Annotated in this window: 23 protein-coding genes; 10 read left to right on the top strand and 13 right to left on the bottom strand. The window is 71.7% G+C overall.

Going from position 1 to position 21,502, the window contains the following annotated elements; genetic code table 11:
* Window position 1 precedes the first annotated feature (1 nt).
* Window positions 2-880, top strand: coding sequence for a transglutaminase family protein (locus tag QM699_RS04200; protein ID WP_415009951.1), 879 nt, complete (start codon window positions 2-4; stop codon window positions 878-880).
* Between the two features lie 24 nt (window positions 881-904).
* On the opposite strand, the gene QM699_RS04195 is transcribed toward QM699_RS04200, so the two are convergent.
* On the bottom strand, window positions 905-1,864 hold the full coding sequence (locus QM699_RS04195; RefSeq protein ID WP_415009950.1) for a bifunctional helix-turn-helix transcriptional regulator/GNAT family N-acetyltransferase: 960 nt from the start codon (window positions 1,862-1,864) through the stop codon (window positions 905-907).
* A gap of 213 nt (window positions 1,865-2,077) precedes the next feature.
* Here QM699_RS04195 and QM699_RS04190 point away from each other — a divergent pair, with 213 nt between their 5' ends.
* The 5 genes from QM699_RS04190 (at window position 2,078) to QM699_RS04170 (ending at window position 6,289) form a co-directional block, all read left to right on the top strand.
* On the top strand, window positions 2,078-2,761 hold the full coding sequence (locus tag QM699_RS04190; RefSeq protein ID WP_415009949.1) for a DUF502 domain-containing protein: 684 nt from the start codon (window positions 2,078-2,080) through the stop codon (window positions 2,759-2,761).
* 67 nt (window positions 2,762-2,828) lie between these two features.
* Window positions 2,829-4,046, top strand: coding sequence for an NAD-dependent epimerase/dehydratase family protein (locus QM699_RS04185; protein WP_415009948.1), 1,218 nt, complete (start codon window positions 2,829-2,831; stop codon window positions 4,044-4,046).
* A 34-nt stretch (window positions 4,047-4,080) separates the two neighbouring features.
* Complete coding sequence (locus QM699_RS04180; RefSeq protein WP_415009947.1) at window positions 4,081-4,650, top strand: Uma2 family endonuclease; 570 nt, start codon at window positions 4,081-4,083, stop codon at window positions 4,648-4,650.
* A gap of 11 nt (window positions 4,651-4,661) precedes the next feature.
* Window positions 4,662-5,498: a glycosyltransferase gene (locus QM699_RS04175; protein ID WP_415009946.1), complete on the top strand. Its 837-nt coding sequence runs from the start codon at window positions 4,662-4,664 to the stop codon at window positions 5,496-5,498.
* Window positions 5,483-6,289: an NAD-dependent epimerase/dehydratase family protein gene (locus QM699_RS04170; protein ID WP_415009945.1), complete on the top strand. Its 807-nt coding sequence runs from the start codon at window positions 5,483-5,485 to the stop codon at window positions 6,287-6,289. Before QM699_RS04175 ends, QM699_RS04170 begins: the two co-directional genes overlap by 16 nt.
* A gap of 48 nt (window positions 6,290-6,337) precedes the next feature.
* On the opposite strand, the gene QM699_RS04165 is transcribed toward QM699_RS04170, so the two are convergent.
* Both QM699_RS04165 and QM699_RS04160 read right to left on the bottom strand, forming a co-directional pair.
* On the bottom strand, window positions 6,338-7,024 hold the full coding sequence (locus QM699_RS04165) for an NUDIX hydrolase (RefSeq protein WP_415009944.1): 687 nt from the start codon (window positions 7,022-7,024) through the stop codon (window positions 6,338-6,340).
* Entirely contained in the window at window positions 7,008-7,430 is a 423-nt protein-coding gene (locus tag QM699_RS04160; RefSeq protein ID WP_415009943.1) for a DUF983 domain-containing protein, read from the bottom strand. The genes QM699_RS04165 and QM699_RS04160 overlap by 17 nt, the downstream gene beginning before the upstream one ends.
* A gap of 111 nt (window positions 7,431-7,541) precedes the next feature.
* On the opposite strand from QM699_RS04160, the gene QM699_RS04155 reads away from it, so the two are divergent.
* From QM699_RS04155 to QM699_RS04140, 4 genes are all read left to right on the top strand, one after another.
* Window positions 7,542-8,180, top strand: coding sequence for an EF-hand domain-containing protein (locus QM699_RS04155; protein ID WP_415009942.1), 639 nt, complete (start codon window positions 7,542-7,544; stop codon window positions 8,178-8,180).
* Window positions 8,181-8,268: 88 nt separating this feature from the next.
* Complete coding sequence (locus QM699_RS04150) at window positions 8,269-8,847, top strand: RNA polymerase sigma factor (RefSeq protein WP_415012692.1); 579 nt, start codon at window positions 8,269-8,271, stop codon at window positions 8,845-8,847.
* Window positions 8,840-9,268 (top strand): hypothetical protein, encoded by a 429-nt coding sequence (locus QM699_RS04145; protein ID WP_415009941.1) that lies wholly within the window; start codon window positions 8,840-8,842, stop codon window positions 9,266-9,268. The genes QM699_RS04150 and QM699_RS04145 overlap by 8 nt, the downstream gene beginning before the upstream one ends.
* A complete protein-coding gene (locus QM699_RS04140) occupies window positions 9,268-9,774 on the top strand; it encodes a periplasmic heavy metal sensor (RefSeq protein ID WP_415009940.1) in 507 nt (168 codons plus the stop codon). The genes QM699_RS04145 and QM699_RS04140 overlap by 1 nt, the downstream gene beginning before the upstream one ends.
* A 6-nt stretch (window positions 9,775-9,780) precedes the next feature.
* On the opposite strand, the gene upp is transcribed toward QM699_RS04140, so the two are convergent.
* The 10 genes from upp to QM699_RS04090 all read right to left on the bottom strand — a co-directional run bounded on the left by upp (window position 9,781) and on the right by QM699_RS04090 (window position 21,482).
* Complete coding sequence (gene upp / locus QM699_RS04135) at window positions 9,781-10,410, bottom strand: uracil phosphoribosyltransferase (RefSeq protein WP_415009939.1); 630 nt, start codon at window positions 10,408-10,410, stop codon at window positions 9,781-9,783.
* A 28-nt stretch (window positions 10,411-10,438) separates the two neighbouring features.
* A complete protein-coding gene (locus tag QM699_RS04130) occupies window positions 10,439-11,671 on the bottom strand; it encodes a phosphopentomutase (RefSeq protein ID WP_415009938.1) in 1,233 nt (410 codons plus the stop codon).
* Entirely contained in the window at window positions 11,671-12,978 is a 1,308-nt protein-coding gene (deoA, locus tag QM699_RS04125; protein WP_415009937.1) for a thymidine phosphorylase, read from the bottom strand. Before deoA ends, QM699_RS04130 begins: the two co-directional genes overlap by 1 nt.
* A gap of 1 nt (window position 12,979) precedes the next feature.
* The gene (deoC, locus tag QM699_RS04120) at window positions 12,980-13,738 is read right to left on the bottom strand and encodes a deoxyribose-phosphate aldolase (protein WP_415009936.1); all 759 of its coding nucleotides are present in this window, start codon (window positions 13,736-13,738) and stop codon (window positions 12,980-12,982) included.
* On the bottom strand, window positions 13,735-14,133 hold the full coding sequence (locus QM699_RS04115) for a cytidine deaminase (RefSeq protein WP_415009935.1): 399 nt from the start codon (window positions 14,131-14,133) through the stop codon (window positions 13,735-13,737). The genes deoC and QM699_RS04115 overlap by 4 nt, the downstream gene beginning before the upstream one ends.
* Window positions 14,134-14,203: 70 nt before the next feature.
* Window positions 14,204-15,628, bottom strand: coding sequence for a sigma-54-dependent transcriptional regulator (locus tag QM699_RS04110; RefSeq protein ID WP_415009934.1), 1,425 nt, complete (start codon window positions 15,626-15,628; stop codon window positions 14,204-14,206).
* A gap of 2 nt (window positions 15,629-15,630) precedes the next feature.
* Window positions 15,631-17,112 (bottom strand): response regulator, encoded by a 1,482-nt coding sequence (locus tag QM699_RS04105; RefSeq protein WP_415009933.1) that lies wholly within the window; start codon window positions 17,110-17,112, stop codon window positions 15,631-15,633.
* A gap of 143 nt (window positions 17,113-17,255) precedes the next feature.
* On the bottom strand, window positions 17,256-18,896 hold the full coding sequence (locus tag QM699_RS04100) for a sensor histidine kinase (RefSeq protein ID WP_415009932.1): 1,641 nt from the start codon (window positions 18,894-18,896) through the stop codon (window positions 17,256-17,258).
* The gene (locus QM699_RS04095) at window positions 18,896-19,381 is read right to left on the bottom strand and encodes a molybdopterin-dependent oxidoreductase (protein WP_415009931.1); all 486 of its coding nucleotides are present in this window, start codon (window positions 19,379-19,381) and stop codon (window positions 18,896-18,898) included. Before QM699_RS04095 ends, QM699_RS04100 begins: the two co-directional genes overlap by 1 nt.
* Before the next feature lie 202 nt (window positions 19,382-19,583).
* Window positions 19,584-21,482 carry a propionyl-CoA synthetase gene (locus QM699_RS04090; RefSeq protein ID WP_415009930.1) on the bottom strand — a complete coding sequence of 633 codons (1,899 nt, stop codon included), beginning with the start codon at window positions 21,480-21,482 and terminating at the stop codon, window positions 19,584-19,586.
* Window positions 21,483-21,502: the final 20 nt, after the last annotated feature.

Genomic DNA, 21,502 nt, shown 5'->3' with positions numbered 1-21,502 from the left:
CATGCTCTACGACATCGGCATGACCATCGCCTACGACTACGACCGCCCCGCGGTCGGCGGGCGGCACATCCTGCGGCTGATGCCGGCCGACCTGCCCGGGCTGCAGCGCCGCATCACCGGGGTGATGACGATCCGGCCCGAACCTGCCGAGCAGCGGCCGTTCGTCGACTTCTTCGGCAATCCCGGCCTGGAAGTGGTGTTCCGCGAGGCGCACGACGAGATCGTGTTCCGCGTGGCCTCGCGCATCGAGCGCCTGCCGGAGCCGCGCGGCCTCGACATCTCGCCGCCCCTCGCCCGACTCGGCGCCGAGATTGCCGACTACCGCAGCCTCGACCCGCAGGCGCCGCACCATTTCCTCTCGACCTCGCCGCGCGTCGGCCTCTCGTCCGAGATCACCGCCTGGACCCGCGCGCGGATCGCGCCCGAGATGACGGTGGCCGCTGCCGTCGAGGCGGTCGGACTGGCGATCCACCGCGACTTCGAGTTCGACCCGGAGGCGACGACGGTGGACACGCCCCCCGCCGAGGCGTTCGCGCGCCGTCGCGGCGTCTGCCAGGACTTTGCCCAGGTGATGATCGCCGGCCTGCGCGGCGTCGGCATCCCGGCCGGCTATGTCTCGGGCTTCCTGCGCACCTTCCCGCCGCCGGGCAAGCCGCGGCTCGAAGGCGCCGATGCCATGCACGCATGGGTCCGCGCGTGGTGCGGCTGGCAGGCGGGGTGGATCGAGTACGACCCGACGAACGCCATCGCCGCCGGCACCGACCACATCGTCGTCGCCCGCGGCCGCGACTACGGCGACGTGGCCCCGGTGAGCGGCGTGCTGAAGATCGCGGGCGAGCAGTCGACGGAACAGGCGGTGGACGTGGTGCCGGTGGAATGAGAGACGGCGGGCAGCCGGAACGTTTCAGGCGCCTGCCCGTCTCTGCGTGGTCATCGCGGACGCCCTGACGAACCGCTGTTCCAGAACCTCGCGTCCCCACTGGGCACCGGGCCGTTCCTCGGCCAAGGCAAAGCCGCGCGTCTCGTAGAGGTGGCGCGCCGCGTCCAGCCCCGGGAAGGTCCAGAGGTGCGTCTCGGCGAAGCCCCGGGCGTCGACGAAGGCCAGCGCCGCATCGAGCAGCCGCTTCCCGACCCCGCGACCGCGCGCGGCATCGTCGACGATGAACCAGCGCAGGTGCGCGATCCCTGCCCCCATGTCTTCGCCGTCGATGGCGATGGCGCCGACGACGCGGGCGCCGTCCAGCGCCAGCCATATCTCGTTTCCAGACGTGCCGAGCCGGTTGACGAACTCCGCCAGTCCACCGGCAACCACAGACTCGAACGCCTGCCCGAAGTTCGATGTGCGCGCGTAGTGCAGCGCGTGCAGTTCCGTGATGCGGCCAATGGCGCCCGGCCTGTAGCCGGGGCGGACGTCGATGTCGGCAGGCTCGACCGCCTGTCCGGCCAGCCCGTCACCGTAGAGGCGCAACCCGGTCAGCACGGTCTGCGCCTCGTCGGCGGTCATCCGGGCAAGTGCCGCGGCGACCTGCGCGCGGGCAAAATCGTGGATCCGGGCCACGCGGCCGCTTCCGGCCGGCGTCAACGACAGGAGCTTCACCCGGCCGTCGTCCCCGCCGGCCCCCTCCGCCACGTCGCCGGCGTCGATCAGCTTTCGCAGCATCCGGCTGACGCTCGACTTTTCGAGATGCAGGACGGCGCCGAGATCCCGCGCCGTCATTCCACCCCGCTCGATCTCGATCAGCGCATGAACCGCGGACGGCGACAGGTCGGTGCCGGCGAAATCGCCTCCGGTGAACCCCAGCTCGCGCACAAGGCGGCGGGACGACGCGCGGATCGACTCGATGGTCTGGTCAAGCGGGGACATGAAACCGGCGCGGGGATATTGGTTGTATTGCGCAACCATATTCATGTTGGCTCCCGCGGTCAATCGGGCCGGTCCACGCGCGTCCGGCCGCACCCGGAGCCGCGCCCGTCCCGCCATTTCAACCGCTTAACCCAAGGTCATGCGCGCCTGCCCGCTCTTGCCCCACGCGGTTCCCCGCCCTAAGCTCCGGCGGACGCCACCCCCGGAGATCCGATGGCCCGCAAACGTCGACGCCGCGCGCCGCGCCCGCCGCTGATGCAGAGGCTCAGGAACGACTTCCTCGCCGGCCTCGTCGTCGTGCTGCCGCTGTTCCTGACCGGATACCTGCTCTACTGGACGATCGACTTCGTCGACGCCAAGGTCATCCCGCTCATCCCCCGTGCCTACAACCCGGAGAACGTGTTCGGCCGCAATATCTTCGGCCTCGGGCTGCTGCTGTTTCTCTCGTTCACCACCATCGTCGGTGCGGCGGCAAAGAACCTCGTCGGCCGATCGGTCCTCGACTTCTCCGAACGCATCCTCGAGCGCACGCCGATCGTCCGGCCGATCTACAACGGCCTGAAGCAGATCGCGGAAACGCTCTTCACCCAGACCGGCACCACCTTCGAGGGCGCCTGCCTCGTCGAGTATCCCCGGAAAGGCGTCTGGTCCGTCGCCTTCATCTCGAGCCGGGTGCGGAGCGAAATCCGCACGCGCTCGGGCGAGGACGACCTCGTGTCGGTCTTCCTGCCGATGACGCCGAACCCCACCGCCGGCTTCCTGCGCTTCGTGCCGCGCCGCGACATCGTGCTTCTCGACATGAGCCTCGAGGACGCGGCCAAGCTCATCATTTCCGGCGGCCTCGTCACCGAGCCGTCACCGAACCCGCGTAAGCCGCCGACGAAACTGCCCGGTTGAGCGCCGCACTGGCGCCCGGGCGCTGCAGCGGCTAAGTAAACCGGAGGTGACTGTGCGGAGGTCAGGAATGAAGATCGCGGTTCTTGGGGGCGACGGCTTCGTCGGCTGGCCAACCTCGCTGCATCTCTCGGACCAGGGCCACGAGGTCCACATCCTCGACAACCTCTCCCGCCGCTGGATCGACACCGAGCTCGGCGTGCAGTCGCTGACGCCGATGGACTCGATCCAGGAGCGCACCCGCATCTGGTACGCCGAGACCGGCCGGCGCATCCACTTCCACCTGCTCGACCTCGCGAAGGACTACGAGCGGCTGAAGCAGTGGCTGACGGAGATCCGCCCCGATGCGGTGATCCACTTCGCCGAGCAGCGCGCCGCGCCCTATTCGATGAAGACCGACCGCCACAAGGTCTACACCGTCAACAACAACGTCTCGGGCACCCACAACCTGCTCTCGGCACTGGTCGAGACCGAGATCGACGCGCATCTCGTCCACCTCGGCACCATGGGTGTCTACGGCTATTCCACGGTCGGCGCGGCGATCCCGGAAGGGTATCTGCCGGTCGGGATCGAGACGATCTCCGGCGAGACCGTCAGCCAGGAAATCCTCTACCCGACGCGTCCCGGCTCGGTCTACCACATGACCAAGAGCCTCGATCAGATCCTGTTCCAGTTCTACGCGCAGAACGACGGCCTGCGGATCACCGACCTGCATCAGGGCATCGTCTGGGGCACGCATACGGAGCAGACCCGGCGCCACGTCCAGCTCATCAACCGCTTCGACTATGACGGCGACTACGGCACGGTGCTGAACCGCTTCCTGATCCAGGCGGCGATCGGCTATCCGCTCACCGTGCACGGCACCGGCGGCCAGACGCGGGCGTTCATCCACGTGCAGGACTCCGTCCGCTGCATCGAGCTGGCGCTGCGGGACGCGCCGAAGCGCGGCGAGCGGGTGAAGATCTTCAACCAGATGACCGAGACCCACCGCGTCCGCGACCTCGCCGCCCTCGTCGCCGAGCTGACCGGGGCGGAGATCGCCTGGCTGCCGAACCCGCGCAAGGAGGCGGCGGAGAACGAGCTGGTGGTGAAGAACGACCAGTTCCTCGCGCTCGGCCTCGACCCGATCACGCTGCGCGCCGGCCTGCTCGAGGAGGTGGTGGAGGTGGCGAAGAAGTACGCCTACCGCGTCGACCGCACCCGCATCCCCTGCGTCTCGGCCTGGACGCGCGAGATCGCCCAGCGCGTCGAGCACGACCCCGAGCACCGGGGGTTGAGGACCGCCTGATGACGCAGGCGGGTGCATGCGCTAGAGTCCGGCCATGAACCAGCACGCTCCCACCGTCCGGCACCCGGCCACCTATCAGGACATCCTCGACGCCCCCGAGCATATGGTCGCCGAGCTGATCGGGGGCGCCCTGCACCTCCACCCCCGCCCCGCGCCGCGCCATGCCCGCTCCAGCTCGTCGCTCGGCATGGAGGTGGGCCCGCCGTTCGACCGTGGACGCGGTGGCCCGGGCGGCTGGTGGATCCTCGACGAGCCCGAGCTTCACCTCGGCCCGGACGTTCTCGTGCCGGACCTCGCCGGCTGGCGCCGCGAGCGGATGCCGGCGTTGCCGGAGACCGCGTGGTTCGACCTCGCCCCCGACTGGGTCTGCGAAGTCCTGAGCCCCGGCACCCGCGCCGTCGACCTCACCGACAAGCGACGCCTCTACGCCGTTGCCGGCGTCGGGCACCTGTGGTTCGTCGACCCGATCGCCCGCACGCTGGAAGCCTTCTCCCTCACCGCGGGCGCCTGGACGCTCGTCGCCGCGCTGCGCGATGCCGATGACGTGAGCGTCGCGCCGTTCGACGCCATCACCTTCGCCCTCTCCGCGCTCTGGGCGGACTGACGCACGCCCCGATGCCCCATGCTCCCGTCCTCGACCGCGCGCCCGGCGGCCCCCGTGCCTACGTCACGCTGGTGACGAATGCCGCCTATCTCCCCGGCGCGGTCGCGCTCCTGAACTCGCTCCGCCGCACCGGCACCGGCGCGGACATCGTCGTCCTGCACACCGGCGGCGTCCCGGCCGCCGCCCTCGCGCCGCTCGCGGCCCGCGGCGCCCGTCTCGCCGCCTGCGACCTGCTGCCCCTGTCGGATGCCTTCAACCTCGCCCACTCCCGCCGCGCCCAGCACGAGCGCGCGCCCTTCACCAAGGGCGAGAAGCCTGCGTTCCACACGCCGCTCGACAACTTCGCCAAGCTCCGCCTCTGGCAACTGCCCTACGAGCGCGTGGTGTTCCTCGACGCCGACACCATCGTGCTGCGCTCCATCGACCGGCTGTTCGAGTACCCGGAATTCTCCGCTGCGCCGAACGTCTACGAGAGCCTCGCCGACTTTCGACGCCTCAATTCCGGCGTCTTCACCGCCCGGCCGTCGCCGGACACCTACGCGGCCATGCTCGCCCGCCTCGACACGCCGGGCGCATTCTGGAAGCGCACGGACCAGACCTTCCTCGAGGCGTTTTTCCCCGAGTGGCACGGCCTGCCGGTCTACGACAACCTGCTGCAATACGTCTGGTTCAATCTGCCCGGGCTCTGGGACTGGTCGCTCGCCCGCGTGGTCCACTTCCAGTATGAAAAGCCCTGGGATCCGGCAAACCCGAAGCGCGATCGCCTCGCGCCGCTCATCGCGCTCTGGCAGGCGTTCCACGACGACCTCCCCCTGCCCGCGCTGCCCGAGCCATGCACGTCCTGCTGACCGGCGCCGGCGGCATCGTCGGCCGCTTCGTCGCCCCCGCACTCGCCGCCGCCGGCCACCGCGTCACGCGCCTCGGGCGGAGCGGCGACGTGCCGTGGAACCTCGACGACCCCGCCCCCCGCCTGCCGCCCGCCGACGCGCTGGTGCATCTCGCCTTCGATCACGTTCCCGGTCGCTATCGCGGCGGCGAGGGCGACGACCCGGCGCGCTTCCGCCGCCTCAACCTCGACGGCAGCCGGCGGCTCTTCGACGCCGTGGGCGCGGCCCGCATCGTCTTCCTGTCGTCCCGCGCAGTCTACGGCGACCAGCGCCGCGACCAGTTCCTGAAGGAGTCCGACCCGGCGACGCCGGACTCGCTCTATGGCGAGGTGAAGCTCGCGGCGGAACAGGCGCTTGCCGGTCGCGGCGCGTCGCTGCGGGCGACGGGTGTCTACGGCGGCGCGGCTCCGCACAAATGGAGCGACCTCTTCGCCGCCTACCTCGCCGGCGATCCCGTGGCGCCGCGGATCGCCACCGAGATCCATGGCGATGATGTGGCGCGCGCGGTGGTGCACCTGCTTGCCTCGCCCGAGACCGGCGCCTTCAATGCCTCTGACCTGCTGCTCGATCGCCACGACCTGCTCGCGCGCGTGCGGGCCCTGACCGGATCGCCGCATCCGCCGCCGCCGCCCGCCACGGGCCCGCGGCCCGGCGTGATGGCGACCTGCCGCCTGCGCCTGACCGGCTGGCGCCCGGGGGGATGGTCCCGGCTCGACACGTGGCTTCGCGAGGTGGTCCCGGCCGGGGAGTGAGCGGTCGCAGTGGGGAAGCACCCACGGCCCCCACCGGCACAGCCCCGTTCAGAGTGCCTTGAACCGCGGGCCGGTCGCGGTCTGGTGGAAGAACGGCACCGGCCGGTCGCCGCCGCCCGGCCCCAGCAGCGCCTCGATCTCGCCCAGCACCACCTCGGTGATGAACGGCAGCGGCAGCGCGCGCGCCGCGGCGAGATCCAGCCACTGCAGGTGGCGCAGCTCGTCCCCCGCCTTGCCGAAGTCGTCGTCCCGACCCTGGAGATCGCCGGCCTCCGCGAGAAAGAACCGCGCGTCGAAGCGCCGCGGCCGGCCCGGCGGCGTGATCGCACGGAAGACGAAGCGCAGCGCCGCCCCGTTCGGCACCAGCCCCTCGTCGAAAAATCCGCGCCACGCCGGCGGCACGGCGCGCCCCGCCGCGGCCGGATCGGGTCGCCCGAGCATCAGCCCGGTCTCCTCCCACAGCTCGCGAACCGCCGCCCGCGGCAGCGCATCGGCCAGCTCCGGCCGGGCGTCGACCACGAGCCGCGCCCGCGTCTCCGCCGGGGCCGGCACGTCGCCCGACAGCGCGAAGTCGGCCGCATCGACGGCACCGCCGGGAAACACGAACTTGTCCGGCATGAACGCCGCCGCGTTGCCGCGCTGGCCCATCAGGACCTGCGGCACCGGGCCGCCGCGCCGGACGAGAATGATCGTGGCCGCGTCGCGGATCGGCAGGGGCTCAGGTGCCGGCGACAAGCTTCCCGTCCTGCCTGCCGAAGCCGTACATCCGCTTGGCCCACTGCAGCCCGACGAAGACCCCCTTCAGCCGGGGCAGCAGGTAGAGCGACAGCGCCACGAACACCACCGAGAAGCCGAGCGCCATCACCCAGGCCTGCGGCCGCAGCTCCACGAACACGAACAGCATCAGCGGCGCCATGATGTGCCCGGTGATGAGGATCGTCGCCCAGGCCGGCCCGTCGTCGGCCCGGTGGTGGTAGAGTTCCGTCCCGCACGCCGGGCACGCTCGCCGCACCGTGAGAAAGCCGTCCATCAGCGCGCCCTCGCCGCAGGCCGGGCAGCGGCGCGACCAGCCGCGCAGGATCGCCCGACGGGTATCGCGCTCGGGCTCCGGGACGGGGGACGGGTGGGTGCCTTCGATCATGCCCGAGGGTATAGCCCGGGTGCGGTCGAAAAACCAGTGGCACTGCCGCGACGGAATCGTCGCGCGCGGGCGTTTGACAGGACAGGACACAGGCAAGAGAGGAGAATCCCAATGCCTCGCATCTCGCACATCGTCGCGGCCGCCGCCTTCGTCGGCGGGCTCACGCTCGCCGGACTGGCCGCCGCCGAGCCGAAGCGCGACCGGCACGACGGCCCGCCGCCGCCCTTCGGTGGCGCGATCGACTTCAAGGCCATCGACACCGACGGCAACGGCTCGCTCAGCCGGGCCGAGTTGATGGCGCGCGCGACGGCACGGATCGCCACCGCCGACACCGACGGCAACGGCTCGCTCGACCGGGCCGAGCTGGCGGCGGCGCTGCCGGGGCCGCAGGACACGCTCGTCGCGGTGTTTTCCGCCAGCCCGGCGGAGCGGCTGGCCGACCGGATCCTCGCCGAGACCGGCAATACCGAAACCGGCAATGTCACGGTGCAGGCGCTGGCCGAGCGGCAGGTGAACATGCTGCTCGCCGTGGCCGATACGGATCGCGACGCCGCGATCTCCCAGGACGAGGCCGAGGCGATGCGGCCGCCGCGCGGCTTCGGCCCGCACGGGATGGCCCCCGACGACGCCTTCGGCCCCGGCGACGGTCCGGGCGGCCGGCCGGAGATGCGCCGCGGCGCTCTCGGTCTCGAGCGGATCCTGCCGCCGTCCGGGCCGGACGACGCGTCGGACGCAGCGGCGAACGGATGATCCGGGAGGCGCGGCGATGCTGCGGAGTATGCCGATCCCGCGCCGCTGCCCCCTGACGGTGCTGCCGGGAAGGGCCATACTGGCGCCGATGAAACCGATCCGGGACGCAGAGGCGGACGACGCCACCCTGCTCGCGCAGTACGCCGGGGGCGATCGCGCCGCGGCGCGTCTGCTCACGGCCCGGCATGCGCCACGGGTGTTTGCCGTGGCGCGTCGGATGCTGGGCGATCCGGCCGAGGCCGAGGACGTGACCCAGGAGACGATGCTGCGGCTCTGGCGCATCGCCCCGGACTGGCAGCCGGGACAGGCGGCGCTCGGGACGTGGCTCCACCGGGTCGCCGCCAACCTCTGCATCGACCGGCTGCGGCGCCGGCGCGAGGTGACGTCGGACGGCGTGCCGGAACGGGCGGACGAGGCGCCCGGCGCGCTGGCCCGGATCGAGGCGGACGACCGGGCCGCGGCGCTGCATGCCGCCCTCGGTGAGCTGCCCGACCGGCAGCGGCTGGCAATCGTGCTCCGGCATTTCGAGGAACGCTCGAACCCGGAGATCGCGGAAATCCTCGACACGAGCGTCGAGGCTGTGGAAAGCCTGCTGGGACGGGCGCGGCGCGACCTGACGGCGCGTCTCGCGCCGCGGCGGGAAGAACTGGGGTTCGGCGATGGCTGACAGCAGAAACCCGGGCGAGACCAGCCCGGACGAAACGTCGCTGGAGCCGTGGTTCGCGGCGGCCCGCGCCGAACGGACGGACCCGCCGCTCGCGCTGCTCGCGGCGATCCTCGACGACGCGGTGGCGGTGGGCGCCGGGCGCGCGCCAATGGCCCCCGTGCTCGTGGCGGAGCCGGAGCCCGACGTCGCGGCCGTGATCGCCCTGGAGCCCGACGCCCCGCGGCGGCGTCTCGGCGCGCTCGGCTGGAAGGCGATGACCGCGCTCGCCGCCTGCGCCCTGCTCGGCTTCTGGATCGGCATCGCCGGCCGCGTCACGATCGAGGACGGCGCGGTCTGGTCCGGCGCCCGGGCGGTGGCGGCGGACACCGTGCCCGACGACCCGGTGGGCGCATTCTTCGATCTCGCCTCGGCGGAGGGATGATGGCAATTCCACGCACCCCCTCCCGCCGCCGATGGACCCGCTGGGCGCTCGTCGCCTCGCTGGGGCTGAACCTCGCGGCGATCGGACTGATCGGCGGGGCGCTCCTGAACGGCCCGCCGCCGCCGGACCCCGGACCCGGGCCGGCGCTCTGGCCGTTCGCCCGCTCGCTGCCCGACCCCTATCGCCACGATCTCGGCAAGGCGTTGCGCGCCACCCGGCCGGACTGGATCGGCCCGCGCGAGGCCATGGACAACCTGTCGCGCGAGATGGCGGCGGCGCTCCGGGCCGAGCCGTTCGACGCCGGGTCCGTCCGGGCCCTGCTGGTGGCGCAGCTCGACGTGGCGAACCGCCTCGGGCTGCAGGGCACCGACCTTCTGATGGCGCAGATCGCCCGCATGTCGCCGGAGGACCGGGGCGCCTACGCGACGGCGCTCATGGACCGGCGGGGCCGGCATGGACCTCCGGGGCCGCCGCCCGGGGCGCCGCCCGGGCCTCCGGACGACTGAGCCCGGCTATTTCGTCCCGAACATCCGGTCGCCGGCATCGCCGAGACCGGGCACGATATAGCCCTTGTCGTTCAGCCGCTTGTCGAGGGCGGCGGTGACGATCGGCACGTCGGGATGGGCCTCGCGCATCCGGGCGACGCCCTCGGGCGCGGCGAGCAGGCAGAGAAAGCGGATGTCGGACGCCCCCTTCTCCTTCAGGAGCGACACCGCCGCGACCGACGAGTTGCCGGTGGCCAGCATCGGGTCGAGCGCGATCGTCACCCGCTCGTCGAGATCGCCCGGCACCTTGTCGTAGTACTTCACCGGCTGCAGCGTCGCCTCGTCGCGATAGAGCCCGATGAAGCCGACCCGGGCCGAGGGGATGAGCTCCAGCACCCCGTCGAGCAGGCCGTTGCCGGCGCGCAGGATCGAGACCAGCGCCAGCTTCTTGCCCTGCAGGACCGGCGCCTCCATCTCGGTCAGCGGCGTTTCGATCGTCGTCATCGACAGCGGCAGGTCGCGCGTCACCTCATAGGCGAGGAGCAGCGAGATCTCGCGCAGCAGCCGGCGAAAGCCGGCCGTCGAGGTCTCGCGATCGCGCATGATGCTGAGCTTGTGCTGCACCAGCGGGTGGGTGACGATGGTCAGGTGCTGCATGGCGCTCGCCTTCGTTTCATGGATGAATTCAGGACCCGCGAACGCGACCCCGTGCCGGCAGGAACGCCTTGCCGTGCGGGCCCGCCGGGATGCCGAGGTGCGCCGCAATCGTCTCGGCCACGTCGGCGAAGCCGACGATCCCCAGGCCACCCGGCGCGAGGCCGGGGCCGGTCATCAGCACCGGCACCCGCTCCCGCGTGTGGTCGGTGCCGCGCCAGGTGGGATCGTTGCCGTGGTCGGCGGTGATGACGAGCAGATCGCCCCGCCGCAGCCGCGCCACAAGCTCCGGCACGCGCGCGTCGAACGCCTCCAGCGCCCGGGCATAGCCCGAGACGTCGCGCGGATGGCCGTGGAGCGTGTCGAAGTCGACGTAGTTCGCGAACACCAGGTCGCCGTCGCCCGCCGTCTCCATCGCCGTCAGCGTCGCGTCGACGAGCGCGCTGTCGTCCTTGCCCTTGGCGAGCGTGGAGATGCCGCGGTGCGCGAAGATGTCGCCGATCTTGCCGATGGCATGCGTCCGCCCGCCGGCCGCCTGCACCCGGTCGAGCAGCGTCGGTTCCGGCGGCGGGATCGCGAGGTCACGGCGGTTCGCGGTACGGCGGAAGCTCTCGGCCGTCTCGCCGAGGAACGGCCGCGCGATCACCCGGCCGACGCGCATCGGGTGGACGATCTCCGCGGCGATCCGGCAGACCTCGTAGAGCCGGTCGAGGCCGAAGTGCTCCTCGTGCGCGGCGATCTGCAGCACGCTGTCGGCGGAGGTGTAGAGGATCGGCCTGCCGGTCGCGATGTGCTCCTCGCCGAAGGCGTGAAGCACCGGCATCCCCGACGAGTGGGCGTTGCAGAGCGTTCCCGGCAGGCCGGCGCGGGCGACGAGCGGGCCCGTCACCTCGGGTGGAATCGCCGGGTCGGTGCGGGGGAAATAGTGCCACTCCCACGGCACCGGCACGCCGGCCAGCTCCCAGTGGCCGGACGGCGTGTCCTTGCCCCGCGATACCTCGGTCGCCGCGGCCCAGACGCCGGCGAGCGGCCGGACGAGGCCGGGGGCCTTCAGTCCCGATGCCGCCTCGATCGCGGCGCCGAGCCCCAGCGCCGCGAGGTTGGGCAGGCGCAGGGGCCCGGTGCGCCCCTCCTCCGCCCGTCCCTCGGCGCAGGCCATGGCGATGTGGCCGAGCGTGTTCGCGCCCGCGTCGCCGAACGCCGACGCGTCGGGCGCGCCGCCGCAGCCGACCGAGTCGAGGACGAGAAGGAAGGCCCGCGCCATCAGCCGAGCCGGTGGTGGACGAGCGGCCCGTCCCCGGGCGCCGCGTCGTCGAGGCGATAGGCGGCGCGCACGCGCTCGACCGCCGCGGCGAGCGCGTCCTCGGACGCGGCATGGACCCGCGCCAGCGGCGTGTCGGTCTCGACGGCGAGGCCGAGCCCCGCCAGCGTCTCGAGGCCGACGGCGTGGTCGATGCGATCCGACGCCCGCCGCCGCCCACCGCCCAGCTCGACCACCGCCAGCCCGAGCGAGCGGGTGTCGATGCCCGCCACGAAGCCGTCGCGGCCGGCGGCGACGTCGGCGATGTACGGCGCCCCGGCGAGGTGCCGCTCGAAACGGTCGAGGAAATCGCGCGGGCCGCCGAGCGCGGCCACCATCCGGTCGAACCGCTCGGCGGCGGCGCCCGACTCGAAGGCCATCGCCATCCGGTCGGCGCCCTCGGCCGCATCGGCCGCAAGGCCGGCCAGCGCCAGCAGCTCGCCGCCGAGCGCCACCGTCACGTCCCAGAGCCGGCTGTCGATCACGTCGCCGCGCAGGAAGCGCGCCGCGTTCGCCATTTCGAGCGCGTTGCCGGCCGCGCTCGCCAAGGGCTCGTTCATGTCGGTGACGAGCGCCCGCGTGCGGCAGCCGGCGCCGTTCGCCACCTCGGTCAGGCTGGTCGCCAGCGCCCGCGCGTCGTCGAGCGTCGCCATGAACGCCCCGGTGCCGACCTTCACGTCAAGGATCAGCGCATCGAGCCCGGCCGCGAGCTTTTTCGACAGGATCGAGGCGGTGATGAGGTCGATCGACTCGACGGTGCCGGTGACGTCGCGGATGGCATAGAGGCGCCGGTCGGCAGGGGCGATGTCGGCGGTCTGGCCGATGATGGCGCAGCCGACCTCGGCCACCACCCGGCGGAACGTCGCCTCGTCGGGCTGGGTCACGTAGCCCGGGATCGCGTCGAACTTGTCGAGCGTGCCGCCGGTATGGCCGAGGCCGCGACCGGAGATCATCGGAACGAAGGCGCCGCAGGCGGCGAGCGCCGGGGCGAGCATCAGGCTGACGTTGTCGCCGACGCCGCCGGTCGAGTGCTTGTCCACCACCGGGCCGGGAAGATCCCACGCGAGCACCCGGCCGCTGTCGCGCATCGCGCGGGTCAGCGCCACCCGCTCGGCGGTGTCGAGACCATTGAGCAGGATCGCCATGGCAAGCGCCGCGACCTGGCCCTCGCTGATCGTCTCGTCGGTCAGGCCCGCGACGAAGAAGCCGATCTCGCGCTCCGAGAGCCGGCGCCGGTCGCGCTTGGCGATGATGATCTCCTGCGGCAGCACGTCAGTAGCCGCCCGCGCCGGGGCCCGCTTCCGCGCCGTCGAGGGTCGCGAGGAGCGCGGTCAGCACCCCCGAGGCGCCGATGCGGAAATGCGCCGGTCCGGCCCAGCCCGGGCCCATGCGGGCGTCGCAGAGGGCAAGGTAGGCCGCGGCGTCGGCGGTGGTCCTCACGCCGCCCGCGGGCTTCAGACCGACGTCGCGGCCGGCGGTTGCGATGGCGTCGAGCAGGATCGCGGCCGCCTCCGGCGTGGCGTTGACCGGCACCTTGCCGGTCGAGGTCTTGAGGAAGTCCGCGCCCCCGGCCAGCGCGGCGTCGGCCGCCGCGCGGATCAGCGCCGGCTCGGACAGCTCGCCGGTCTCGAGGATGGTCTTCAGCGTCGCGGCACCGCAGATCTCCTTCACCGCGGCGACCTCCTCCGTCACCGCCGCCGGCTCGCCCGCGACGAGGCGGCGCCAGGGCACCACCATGTCGACCTCGTCCGCGCCGTCGCCGAGCGCACGCTCCACCTCGCCGAGGGTCGCCGACAGGGGGCCGGTGCCGGCGGGGAAGTTCACCACCGTCGCCACCCGGATGCCGGTGCCCGCGAGGCCGCGGCGCGCCTGCACCACGAACGCCGGCCAGATGCAGACGGCGGCCACCGGCCCGTGCGGCGTCTGCGCGCGGGCGACCAGGGCGTCGACGGCCGCGGCATCGCAGTCGGTGTCGAGGTTGGTGAGATCGAGGCAGGCGAGCGCCCTCGCCGCCGGATCGCGCAGGCTCATTGTCCGCTCCCCGCCAGATGGGCCGGCGCGAAGGCGCCGGGCAGCAGCGCGCCGATGGTGGTGCGCACCCGCTCGCCGCCGAGGTCGGCGAGGATCACCGGCACCTCGGGATCGGCGAACTCGGCGAGCTTCTGGCGACAGCCGCCGCAGGGCGTCACCAGCTCCGGCCCGTCGGCCACGACCAGCACCTCCACGATCGTGGTGCGCCCGGACGCGACCATGGCGGCAATCGCCCCCGCCTCGGCGCAGGTGCCCTGCGGATAGGCGACGTTCTCGACATTGCAGCCGGCATGAACGCTGCCGTCCGGGCAACGGATCGCGGCGCCGACCCTGAACCGGGAGTACGGCACATAGGCATTGGCGCGGGCGGCGAGCGCAGCGTCGAAAAGGGTCATCCGCGGCATCCCGTTCGGTGTCCGCGCGACTATGGGCGCCGGCCAACGGGAATGACAAGAGCGGCCGGCGCTACTGCACGCCGGCGCGCCGCTGCACGCCGGTCCAGGACTCGAGCTTGCGGTAGATCGTCGACGGCGACAGTTCGAGCATGCGCGCGGCGCGCGGGATCGAGCCGTCGCAATGGGCGATCGTCGCTTCGATCAGCTCGCGTTCCACGTCGGCCATGGGGGTGCCGACCAGGGCGGCGATGCCCTGTGCCGTGGGCCGGGCCGCCACGGAGCCGGGGGCCGCCACCACGCCCTGCAACGTCGTCATCGGGCGGGACGGGGTCGAGGAGAACTCGCCCGGCAGCATCGCCGGGGTAACGAGCGGCCCGTCGTTCAGCACCACGACGTTGCGCACCACATTGAGCAGCTGGCGCACGTTGCCCGGCCACGGCCGCGCGGTCAGGATGTCCGCGGCCTCGCGGTCGAAGCCGATGAAGCCCTTGCCCTCCTCGGCGGCAAACTCGACCAGGCTCGACTGGGCGATCTGCATGATGTCGCCCGGCCGCTGGCGCAGCGGCGGCATGTGGATCGGCACGACGTGCAGGCGGTAGTAGAGATCCTCGCGGAACCGCCCGGCGCGCACCTCTTCCGCCGGATCGCGGTTCGTCGCGCAGACGATGCGCACGTCGACCTGCACCGGCCGCGCCGCGCCCACGGGCTGGATCGTCGAGGTCTGCAGGAAGCGCAGCAGCTTCGTCTGCAGCGACAGGTCCATCTCGCAGATCTCGTCGAGGAACAGCGTGCCGCCGTCCGCCACCGCGGCGGCACCCGGCTTGTCGCTGAGCGCGCCGGTGAAGGCGCCCTTCAGATGGCCGAAGACCTCGGATTCGAGCAGGTCGCGCGGGATCGCCGCGCAGTTCAGCGGCACGAACGGCCGGGCGGCGCGGGTCGACATGGCATGGATCGCGCGCGCGCAGACCTCCTTGCCGGTGCCGCTCTCGCCGGTGATGAACACGGTCGCGGTGGAGCGGCCGATCGCGCGCACCATGCGGTAGATCTCGGCCATGGCCGGCGAGGTGCCGATGAAGCCCTCGAAGCCCGCCGCCTCGCCCTGCGCCGCGGCGGCGCCCTCGGACGGGGCCGGCGCCGAGGCGAGTGCGTTCTCGACGGCGCTGAGCAGGCGCCCCTCGTCGAACGGCTTCACCAGAAAGTCGAACGCCCCCGCCCGCATCGCCTGCACGGCGCGGTTGATCGAGCCGTTGGCGGTGATGACGATCACCCGGGTGTCGGGCGCCTCGCGCCGCAGCCTGTCGAGCAGCTCCAGCCCGTCGCCATCGGGCAGCTGCAGGTCGAGCAGCACGACCGGCGGCGGCGTCTGCTCGCAGCGCGCCCGCGCTTCGGCGAGCGAGAACGCGCACACGACCCCGTGCCCGGCGCGCGTCAGCACCGCCTGGTAGAGCATCGAGAGCGAGGCGGTGTCCTCGACGAGCAGGATCGGTGCAGCCATCGTCACCGCCCCTCGCTGCGCCAGTCGTTCGCGAAGGCAACGGCCGCGTCGATCTCGTCGATGCAGCGCCGCAGCTCCTCGGAGATGCGGTCGGCTGCCTCGCCGTGCGCGAGGGTGTTGAGCGCGCGCGCGCTGGCCTGCAGCCTCACCGCGCCCACCGCGCCGGCAACGGAGATGAGGATATGCGACGCGGAGCGGATCGCCGCACGCTCGAGCTGCGGCGTCGCCGCGGTCAGCGCCGCCTGGGCACTCTGAAGGTCGGCCACGACCTTCTCGACCAGCTCGGCCATGGTGTCGGCGCCGATCGCCTCGGCCAGCGCATCGAAGGTCGCCTGGTCGATCACCGGCCCGGCGACCGCGGCGGGGGCCGCCTCTGCCGCAGCCGCGGCGCGAGGCGGGGTGCGGCGGGCCACACAGCCGGCAAGCGCCCGGCCGAGCGCCTCGACGCTGACGATCGGCTTCGAGATCAGCCCGTTCGCCCCCGCCGCGGCGATCCGCTCGCGGTGCTCCCGCATGGCATAGGCGGTCAGTGCCACGATCGGCACCTGGGCGCGCTCGTCGGAACGGGCACGGATCGCCCGGATCACGTCGAGACCGGACAGGCGCGGCATCTCGATGTCGACGACCACCAGATCCACCGGATCGCGGTCGAATCGGTCGAGCGCCTCGACGCCATCGCCGCAGACAAAGACCTCGGCGTTGAGCGCGCGGAGCATCTGCGAGGCCACCATCTGGTTCGTCGGATTGTCCTCGGCCAGCAGGACCCTCAACCCCGAAAGGTCGGTCGCATTCGTCGCCGCCGCCGGCGGTGCCTCCTTGACGGCGACCTGCGCCGGAAAGCGCACTTCGGCCTCCGCGCCGCCGCCGGACCGGCTGGCGATCTGCACCTGCCCGCCCAGCCGCTCGGTCAGCGCCTGCACGACGTGCAGGCCCAGCCCATCGTCGGCGCGTCGCGTCCGGTCCCCCGACGCCGGCCGGGAGCCCGAGCCGTTGTCGACGACGCGAAAGACGATCGACCCGTCCCCCGCCCGCTCCACCATCAGGCGCACCGCACCGGACCCGGCAAGCCTGAGCGCGTTGCCGAGCAGGTTGTCGAAGATGCGGATCATCGGCGTGAGGTCGAGCGCCAGCGTCGGCGGCACGTTTTCCGCGACCCGCACCTCGAAGCCGAGGCCGCGCTCGCGCGCCTCGCCCGCGTGCCGGCGCCGCAGGAAGGCGACGAAACGGCCGAGGTCGACGCGCTCGGCATCCGCCGCGGCGAAGCGCTCGCCAACTCCGAGCAGGCGGACCAGCGTCTCGGCGGCCGCGGAAACCCGCTCGAACTGCTCGCGCATCGACGCGGGCAGCTGCACCGCGTCGATCTGACCCACGCCGCCGACGATGCCCTGAAGCGCACCGCGAACGTCGTGGCGCAGCATCTCCAACTCGCGATCGCCCCGTTCGGCATCCGCGGTCGCATCGTGGAACGGGTCGATGATGCTCATACCGCACACGCGGTGTGCGCGGCGCCGCGACCCAGCAGCCGGATACGAGATACCACCAAGGATTGAATCACCGGGAATACATGGTTCATGAGAAGATACCTGAACGGCAATGGATTTGCAAAAGGCAAAGAAGCGACGATTTGCTAGGACGCAAGGCGTCCGAGGATGCTCTGCCGCAGCCGCCCCATGTCGTTGGGCGACTCGACCACGTCATCGAAGAATTCCGGCACCTGCGGCAGGCCCAGCGACACGAACAGCGCCCCGGGATACCGCCCGCGCAATCGCGACATCAGCGGAGTCTCTCCGACACTGGTGCTGTCCACCAGCACCACGTCGACCGGCCCGTCGCCGGACACGAAGACCACGCGGTCGGACTTCAGCGCCGCCTGATAGATCGTGGCGAGCGCCGCCGACTGCGTCTGCAGCAGCACCCGGATCTCCTCGAGCCGGGGCGCCTCGCAGCGCACCGAGACGCGGATCACGCGCCGGCCGTCGGGCAGGGTCGGCAACGACAGCACGCCGCCGGAGGCCGAGATCAGCCCGCGCGCGATCAACGGGCGCAGCGCCTCCGCCGTCACCTGGTCGGGGCTGAACTCGTTCAGCCCCGTCAGCAGGTCCAGCTTCCAGTCGGTCGCGCCAGGAGTCTGGGCAGGGGCCTGTCCGAGCGAGATGTCCCCGTTGAACAGCCCGTCGCGATAGTTGAAGGCCAGCCCTACCTGCTCCAGCGGCTGACCCTCGAGAAGGAAGGTGATGAGGTGAACGAAGATCTGCCGCAGCCGGTCCATGTCGCCGACGATGCGCTCGGGCGTCTCGGGCTCCACCGTCACCGTGGCGCGCGACACGCCCTCGCCCCTCAGCTCGGACTGGATCGCCTCGGCGAGCGCGCCCACCCGGAACGGCTGGGGCTTCAGCTGGAACCGGCCATCCTGCATCTCGCCGTAGTCGAGCAGCCCGCTCAGAAGCTGCAGCATCGACTGGCCCGACTGCTGCGCCTGCACCACCAGCCGGCGGTGCCGGTCGGCCATCTCGCTCTGGCCGAGCAGCGCGAGCGGCCCGAGGATGCCGTTCAGCGGGTTGCGCAGCTCGTGGCTCATCATCGACAGGAACCGCGACTTGGCCCGGCTCGCCAGCTCGGCCTGCTCGGCGCTCCGCTGGCTCAGCAACGCCAGGTGCCGCTGCCGCCGGTTCTCGCGCAGGATCAGCGCCAGCGCGATCATGCTCAGCACCACTGCCGCCATGGAGATGATGGCCGTCGTCCGCGCGCTCGACTGGATCCGCGTGCGCACCTGCGCGCTCGCCTCGGCGTCGGCGCGCACCACCCGCAGGGTGTATTCGCGCAGGTCGGTCTGGAAGTCGTCGAGCCGCGAGTCGATCGGCACGGTCAGCGCCACGTCCCCGGTGTGCAGGTTCGCGAGTTTCGGGTCGATCTCCTCGAGATAGCTCGCGAGCTTGGACACCGAGCCATGCTCGCCGTCATACTGCGCGAGGCGGGCCCCGACGAGCCCGTGGCCCATCATGAACACCCGGCTCCAGAGGATGTCGAAGCGGTCGTGCACCAGCGCGATCGCCTCGGGCGACGGGTCGGTCGCCAGACTCTGCAACGCCATTCGGAAGCGCAGCAGCTCGATTTCCATCTGGGACGCCGCCCACTGGGTGTTGTCCTGGCTGATGACCCGCAGATTCTCCACGTCGCGCCGGATCGAGAAGAACCCGACGGCGCCGAACCCGACCATGAACACCAGGACGAGCAGGACCAGCGGACGCGTGAAGGGTCGGCTTGCCATCACTCGGAGGTGATCTTGACGACCTGCCAGATCAGGCGACGGCTGTAGATGGGATCGTGAAGCTCGGGGTAGTCAGAGATCGGATACATGAGCCAGACCGGCCCCTTGTCGCGCCGCGACAGCCGTTCGCCATCGGCCTGCACCGCGAGGATCGCGCCGTAGTCGCGGAAGTTCTGCGTCGGCACGTCGACGTAGTAGTCGTTGGCCGCCACGAACCGCACGTTGTCGACCTTGTCGAGGCCGACACGCGCCAGAACGTCGCGCACGAGCGGCCCGACGTAGGTGACGGTGCCGTCAACGAATTCGTTTTCGGTCTTGATCGTGGTTTGAGGCATCGCGGCCAGATCGTCGGCGGAGAGATCCAGCGTCTGCGAGCCATTCACCAGCGTCAGCGCCGTCTCGGCCATTGCCTGCCCTGCGGAGGCGACGGCGGCCAGAGCGAGTATCGCAAGCAACCGCAGCCCGCCACGCATTCTGACTGACACCTTTGGAACTCCTCGCATTCTGCGGATTGAACGCAGCCACACACGTGCCGCCGGCCGCTAACTCAAACCAGCAACTACCATGCCAAGTTGAAGTTCCGTTAAAATCTGATCGGATCAGCCGCGATTTCCCAAAACGCGAGTGCACCCACTCGCAATGCGAAAGTTTGCCCGCTCGAGCCGTCGCAAAAAGCGAATGCGTCGGCTAGCTGCGAACGTCGCGCCCGAGCCGTCGCAGGCTGTCGCCGATCTCGCCCAGGGTCGCCGGATCGTCGATGGTGGCCGGCGCTGCCCAGGCTTCGCCGTCGGCCATCCGGCTCATGACGCCGCGCAGGATCTTGCCCGACCGGGTCTTCGGCAGGCGCTCGACCACCACCGCGGTCTTGAACGCCGCCACCGGGCCGATGATGTCGCGCACCCGCGCGACGCACTCCTCGACCACCGCCGCCGGATCGCGCTCGCAGCCCTTGTTGAGGCACAGAAAGCCGAGCGGCGCCTGCCCCTTCAGCGGGTCGGCCACGCCGATCACCGCGCATTCCGCCACGTCCGGGTGCCCGGCCAGCGCCTCTTCGATCGCGCCGGTGGACAGGCGGTGGCCCGCGACGTTGATCACGTCGTCGGTGCGCGCCATGATGTAGAGATAGCCGTCCTCGTCGATCAGCCCGGCGTCGCCGGTCTCGTACCAGCCGGGAAACGTCTCGAGATAGGCTTTCTCGAACCGCGCGTCGGCGTTCCACAGCGTCGGCAGCGTCCCCGGGGGCAGCGGCAGGCGGATCGCCACCGATCCGAGGATGCCGGGCTTCAGTACCTCGCCGCCCTCGCCCAGCACCTGCACGTCGTAGCCCGGCATCGGCACCGCCGGCGAGCCCGGCTTGACCGGCAAAAGCTCGATCCCCGCCGGATTGGCGCAGATCGCCCAGCCGGTTTCCGTCTGCCACCAGTGGTCGATGACCGGCACGCCGAGATGCCGCTGCGCCCAGTCGATCGTGTCCGGGTCCGCCCGCTCGCCCGCGAGGTAGAGATAGCGCAGCCCGCTCAGATCGTAGTCGCCGATCAGCTTGCCGCCCGGATCGTCCCGCTTGATGGCGCGCAGCGCCGTCGGCGCGGTGAAGAAGCTGCGGACGTCGTGCTCGGCGATCACCCGCCAGAACGTGCCGGCGTCCGGCGTCCCGACCGGCTTGCCCTCGAACACCACCGTCGTCGCGCCGACCAGCAGCGGCGCGTAGCAGATGTACGAGTGGCCGACCACCCAGCCCACGTCGGAGGCGCTCCAGAACACCTCCCCCGGCTCGATGGCGTAGATCGCCCGCATCGTCCACGCCAGCGCGACCATGTAGCCGGCCGAGGCCCGCACCACGCCCTTCGGCTGGCCCGTCGTGCCGGAGGTGTAGAGGATGTAGAGCGGGTCCATCCCGCCGACCGGCACGCAATCCGCCGGCTCGACGCCCTGCTGCGCCGCGTGCCACTCCACGTCCCGCCCGTCGACCAGCTCGGCCGGCGCCTGCTCGCGCTGCAGCACGATCACCACGCCGGGCTTCCAGCTCGCCCGCTCGATCGCCGCGTCGACCAGCGGCTTGTAGCGCACCACCCGGCCGGGCTCGATGCCGCAGGACGCCGCGATGATCGCCTTGGGTCGCGCGTCGTCGATCCGCACCGCCAGTTCCGGCGCGGCGAAGCCGCCGAACACCACCGAATGCACCGCCCCGATCCGGGCGCAGGCCAGCATCGCGACCAGCGCCTCGGGCACCATGGGCATGTAGATCACCACCCGGTCGCCCTTGCCCACCCCGCGCGCCCGGAGCGCCCCGGCGAGGCGCGCCACCCGGTCCTTCAGCTCCGCGTAGGTGATCCGCGCCTTGGTGCCCGTCACCGGCGAATCGTGGATGATGGCGACCTGTCCGCCGCGCCCGGCCGCCACGTGGCGGTCGACGGCGTTCCAGCACACGTTGCAGGTCGCGTCGGCAAACCAGCCGTAGTGCGGCGCGCGGGACGCATCGAGCGCCGCCGATGGCGGCGTCAGCCAGTCGATCGCGCCGGCCGCCTCCATCCAGAACCCCTCGGGGTCGCGCTTCCACCGGGCGTAGACGTCGGCATAGGTCGGCATCGCAATTCTCCCAGCTTGCC

Origin of the sequence: Amaricoccus sp. (assembly GCF_047602525.1) — a bacterium.
Lineage (GTDB): Bacteria > Pseudomonadota > Alphaproteobacteria > Rhodobacterales > Rhodobacteraceae > Amaricoccus.
This window is presented reverse-complemented; position numbering and strand designations above follow the sequence as displayed.

Bases quoted from the DNA above. Each gene is read 5' to 3' on its own strand.
- QM699_RS04200 (WP_415009951.1), top strand. From the start codon at position 2: ATGCTCTACGACATCGGCATGACCATCGCCTACGACTACGACCGCCCC.
- QM699_RS04195 (WP_415009950.1), bottom strand. From the start codon at position 1,864: ATGTCCCCGCTTGACCAGACCATCGAGTCGATCCGCGCGTCGTCCCGC.
- QM699_RS04190 (WP_415009949.1), top strand. From the start codon at position 2,078: ATGGCCCGCAAACGTCGACGCCGCGCGCCGCGCCCGCCGCTGATGCAG.
- QM699_RS04185 (WP_415009948.1), top strand. From the start codon at position 2,829: ATGAAGATCGCGGTTCTTGGGGGCGACGGCTTCGTCGGCTGGCCAACC.
- QM699_RS04180 (WP_415009947.1), top strand. From the start codon at position 4,081: ATGAACCAGCACGCTCCCACCGTCCGGCACCCGGCCACCTATCAGGAC.
- QM699_RS04175 (WP_415009946.1), top strand. From the start codon at position 4,662: ATGCCCCATGCTCCCGTCCTCGACCGCGCGCCCGGCGGCCCCCGTGCC.
- QM699_RS04170 (WP_415009945.1), top strand. From the start codon at position 5,483: ATGCACGTCCTGCTGACCGGCGCCGGCGGCATCGTCGGCCGCTTCGTC.
- QM699_RS04160 (WP_415009943.1), bottom strand. From the start codon at position 7,430: ATGATCGAAGGCACCCACCCGTCCCCCGTCCCGGAGCCCGAGCGCGAT.
- QM699_RS04155 (WP_415009942.1), top strand. From the start codon at position 7,542: ATGCCTCGCATCTCGCACATCGTCGCGGCCGCCGCCTTCGTCGGCGGG.
- QM699_RS04150 (WP_415012692.1), top strand. From the start codon at position 8,269: ATGAAACCGATCCGGGACGCAGAGGCGGACGACGCCACCCTGCTCGCG.
- QM699_RS04145 (WP_415009941.1), top strand. From the start codon at position 8,840: ATGGCTGACAGCAGAAACCCGGGCGAGACCAGCCCGGACGAAACGTCG.
- QM699_RS04140 (WP_415009940.1), top strand. From the start codon at position 9,268: ATGGCAATTCCACGCACCCCCTCCCGCCGCCGATGGACCCGCTGGGCG.
- upp (WP_415009939.1), bottom strand. From the start codon at position 10,410: ATGCAGCACCTGACCATCGTCACCCACCCGCTGGTGCAGCACAAGCTC.
- QM699_RS04130 (WP_415009938.1), bottom strand. From the start codon at position 11,671: ATGGCGCGGGCCTTCCTTCTCGTCCTCGACTCGGTCGGCTGCGGCGGC.
- deoC (WP_415009936.1), bottom strand. From the start codon at position 13,738: ATGAGCCTGCGCGATCCGGCGGCGAGGGCGCTCGCCTGCCTCGATCTC.
- QM699_RS04115 (WP_415009935.1), bottom strand. From the start codon at position 14,133: ATGACCCTTTTCGACGCTGCGCTCGCCGCCCGCGCCAATGCCTATGTG.
- QM699_RS04110 (WP_415009934.1), bottom strand. From the start codon at position 15,628: ATGGCTGCACCGATCCTGCTCGTCGAGGACACCGCCTCGCTCTCGATG.
- QM699_RS04105 (WP_415009933.1), bottom strand. From the start codon at position 17,112: ATGAGCATCATCGACCCGTTCCACGATGCGACCGCGGATGCCGAACGG.
- QM699_RS04100 (WP_415009932.1), bottom strand. From the start codon at position 18,896: ATGGCAAGCCGACCCTTCACGCGTCCGCTGGTCCTGCTCGTCCTGGTG.
- QM699_RS04090 (WP_415009930.1), bottom strand. From the start codon at position 21,482: ATGCCGACCTATGCCGACGTCTACGCCCGGTGGAAGCGCGACCCCGAG.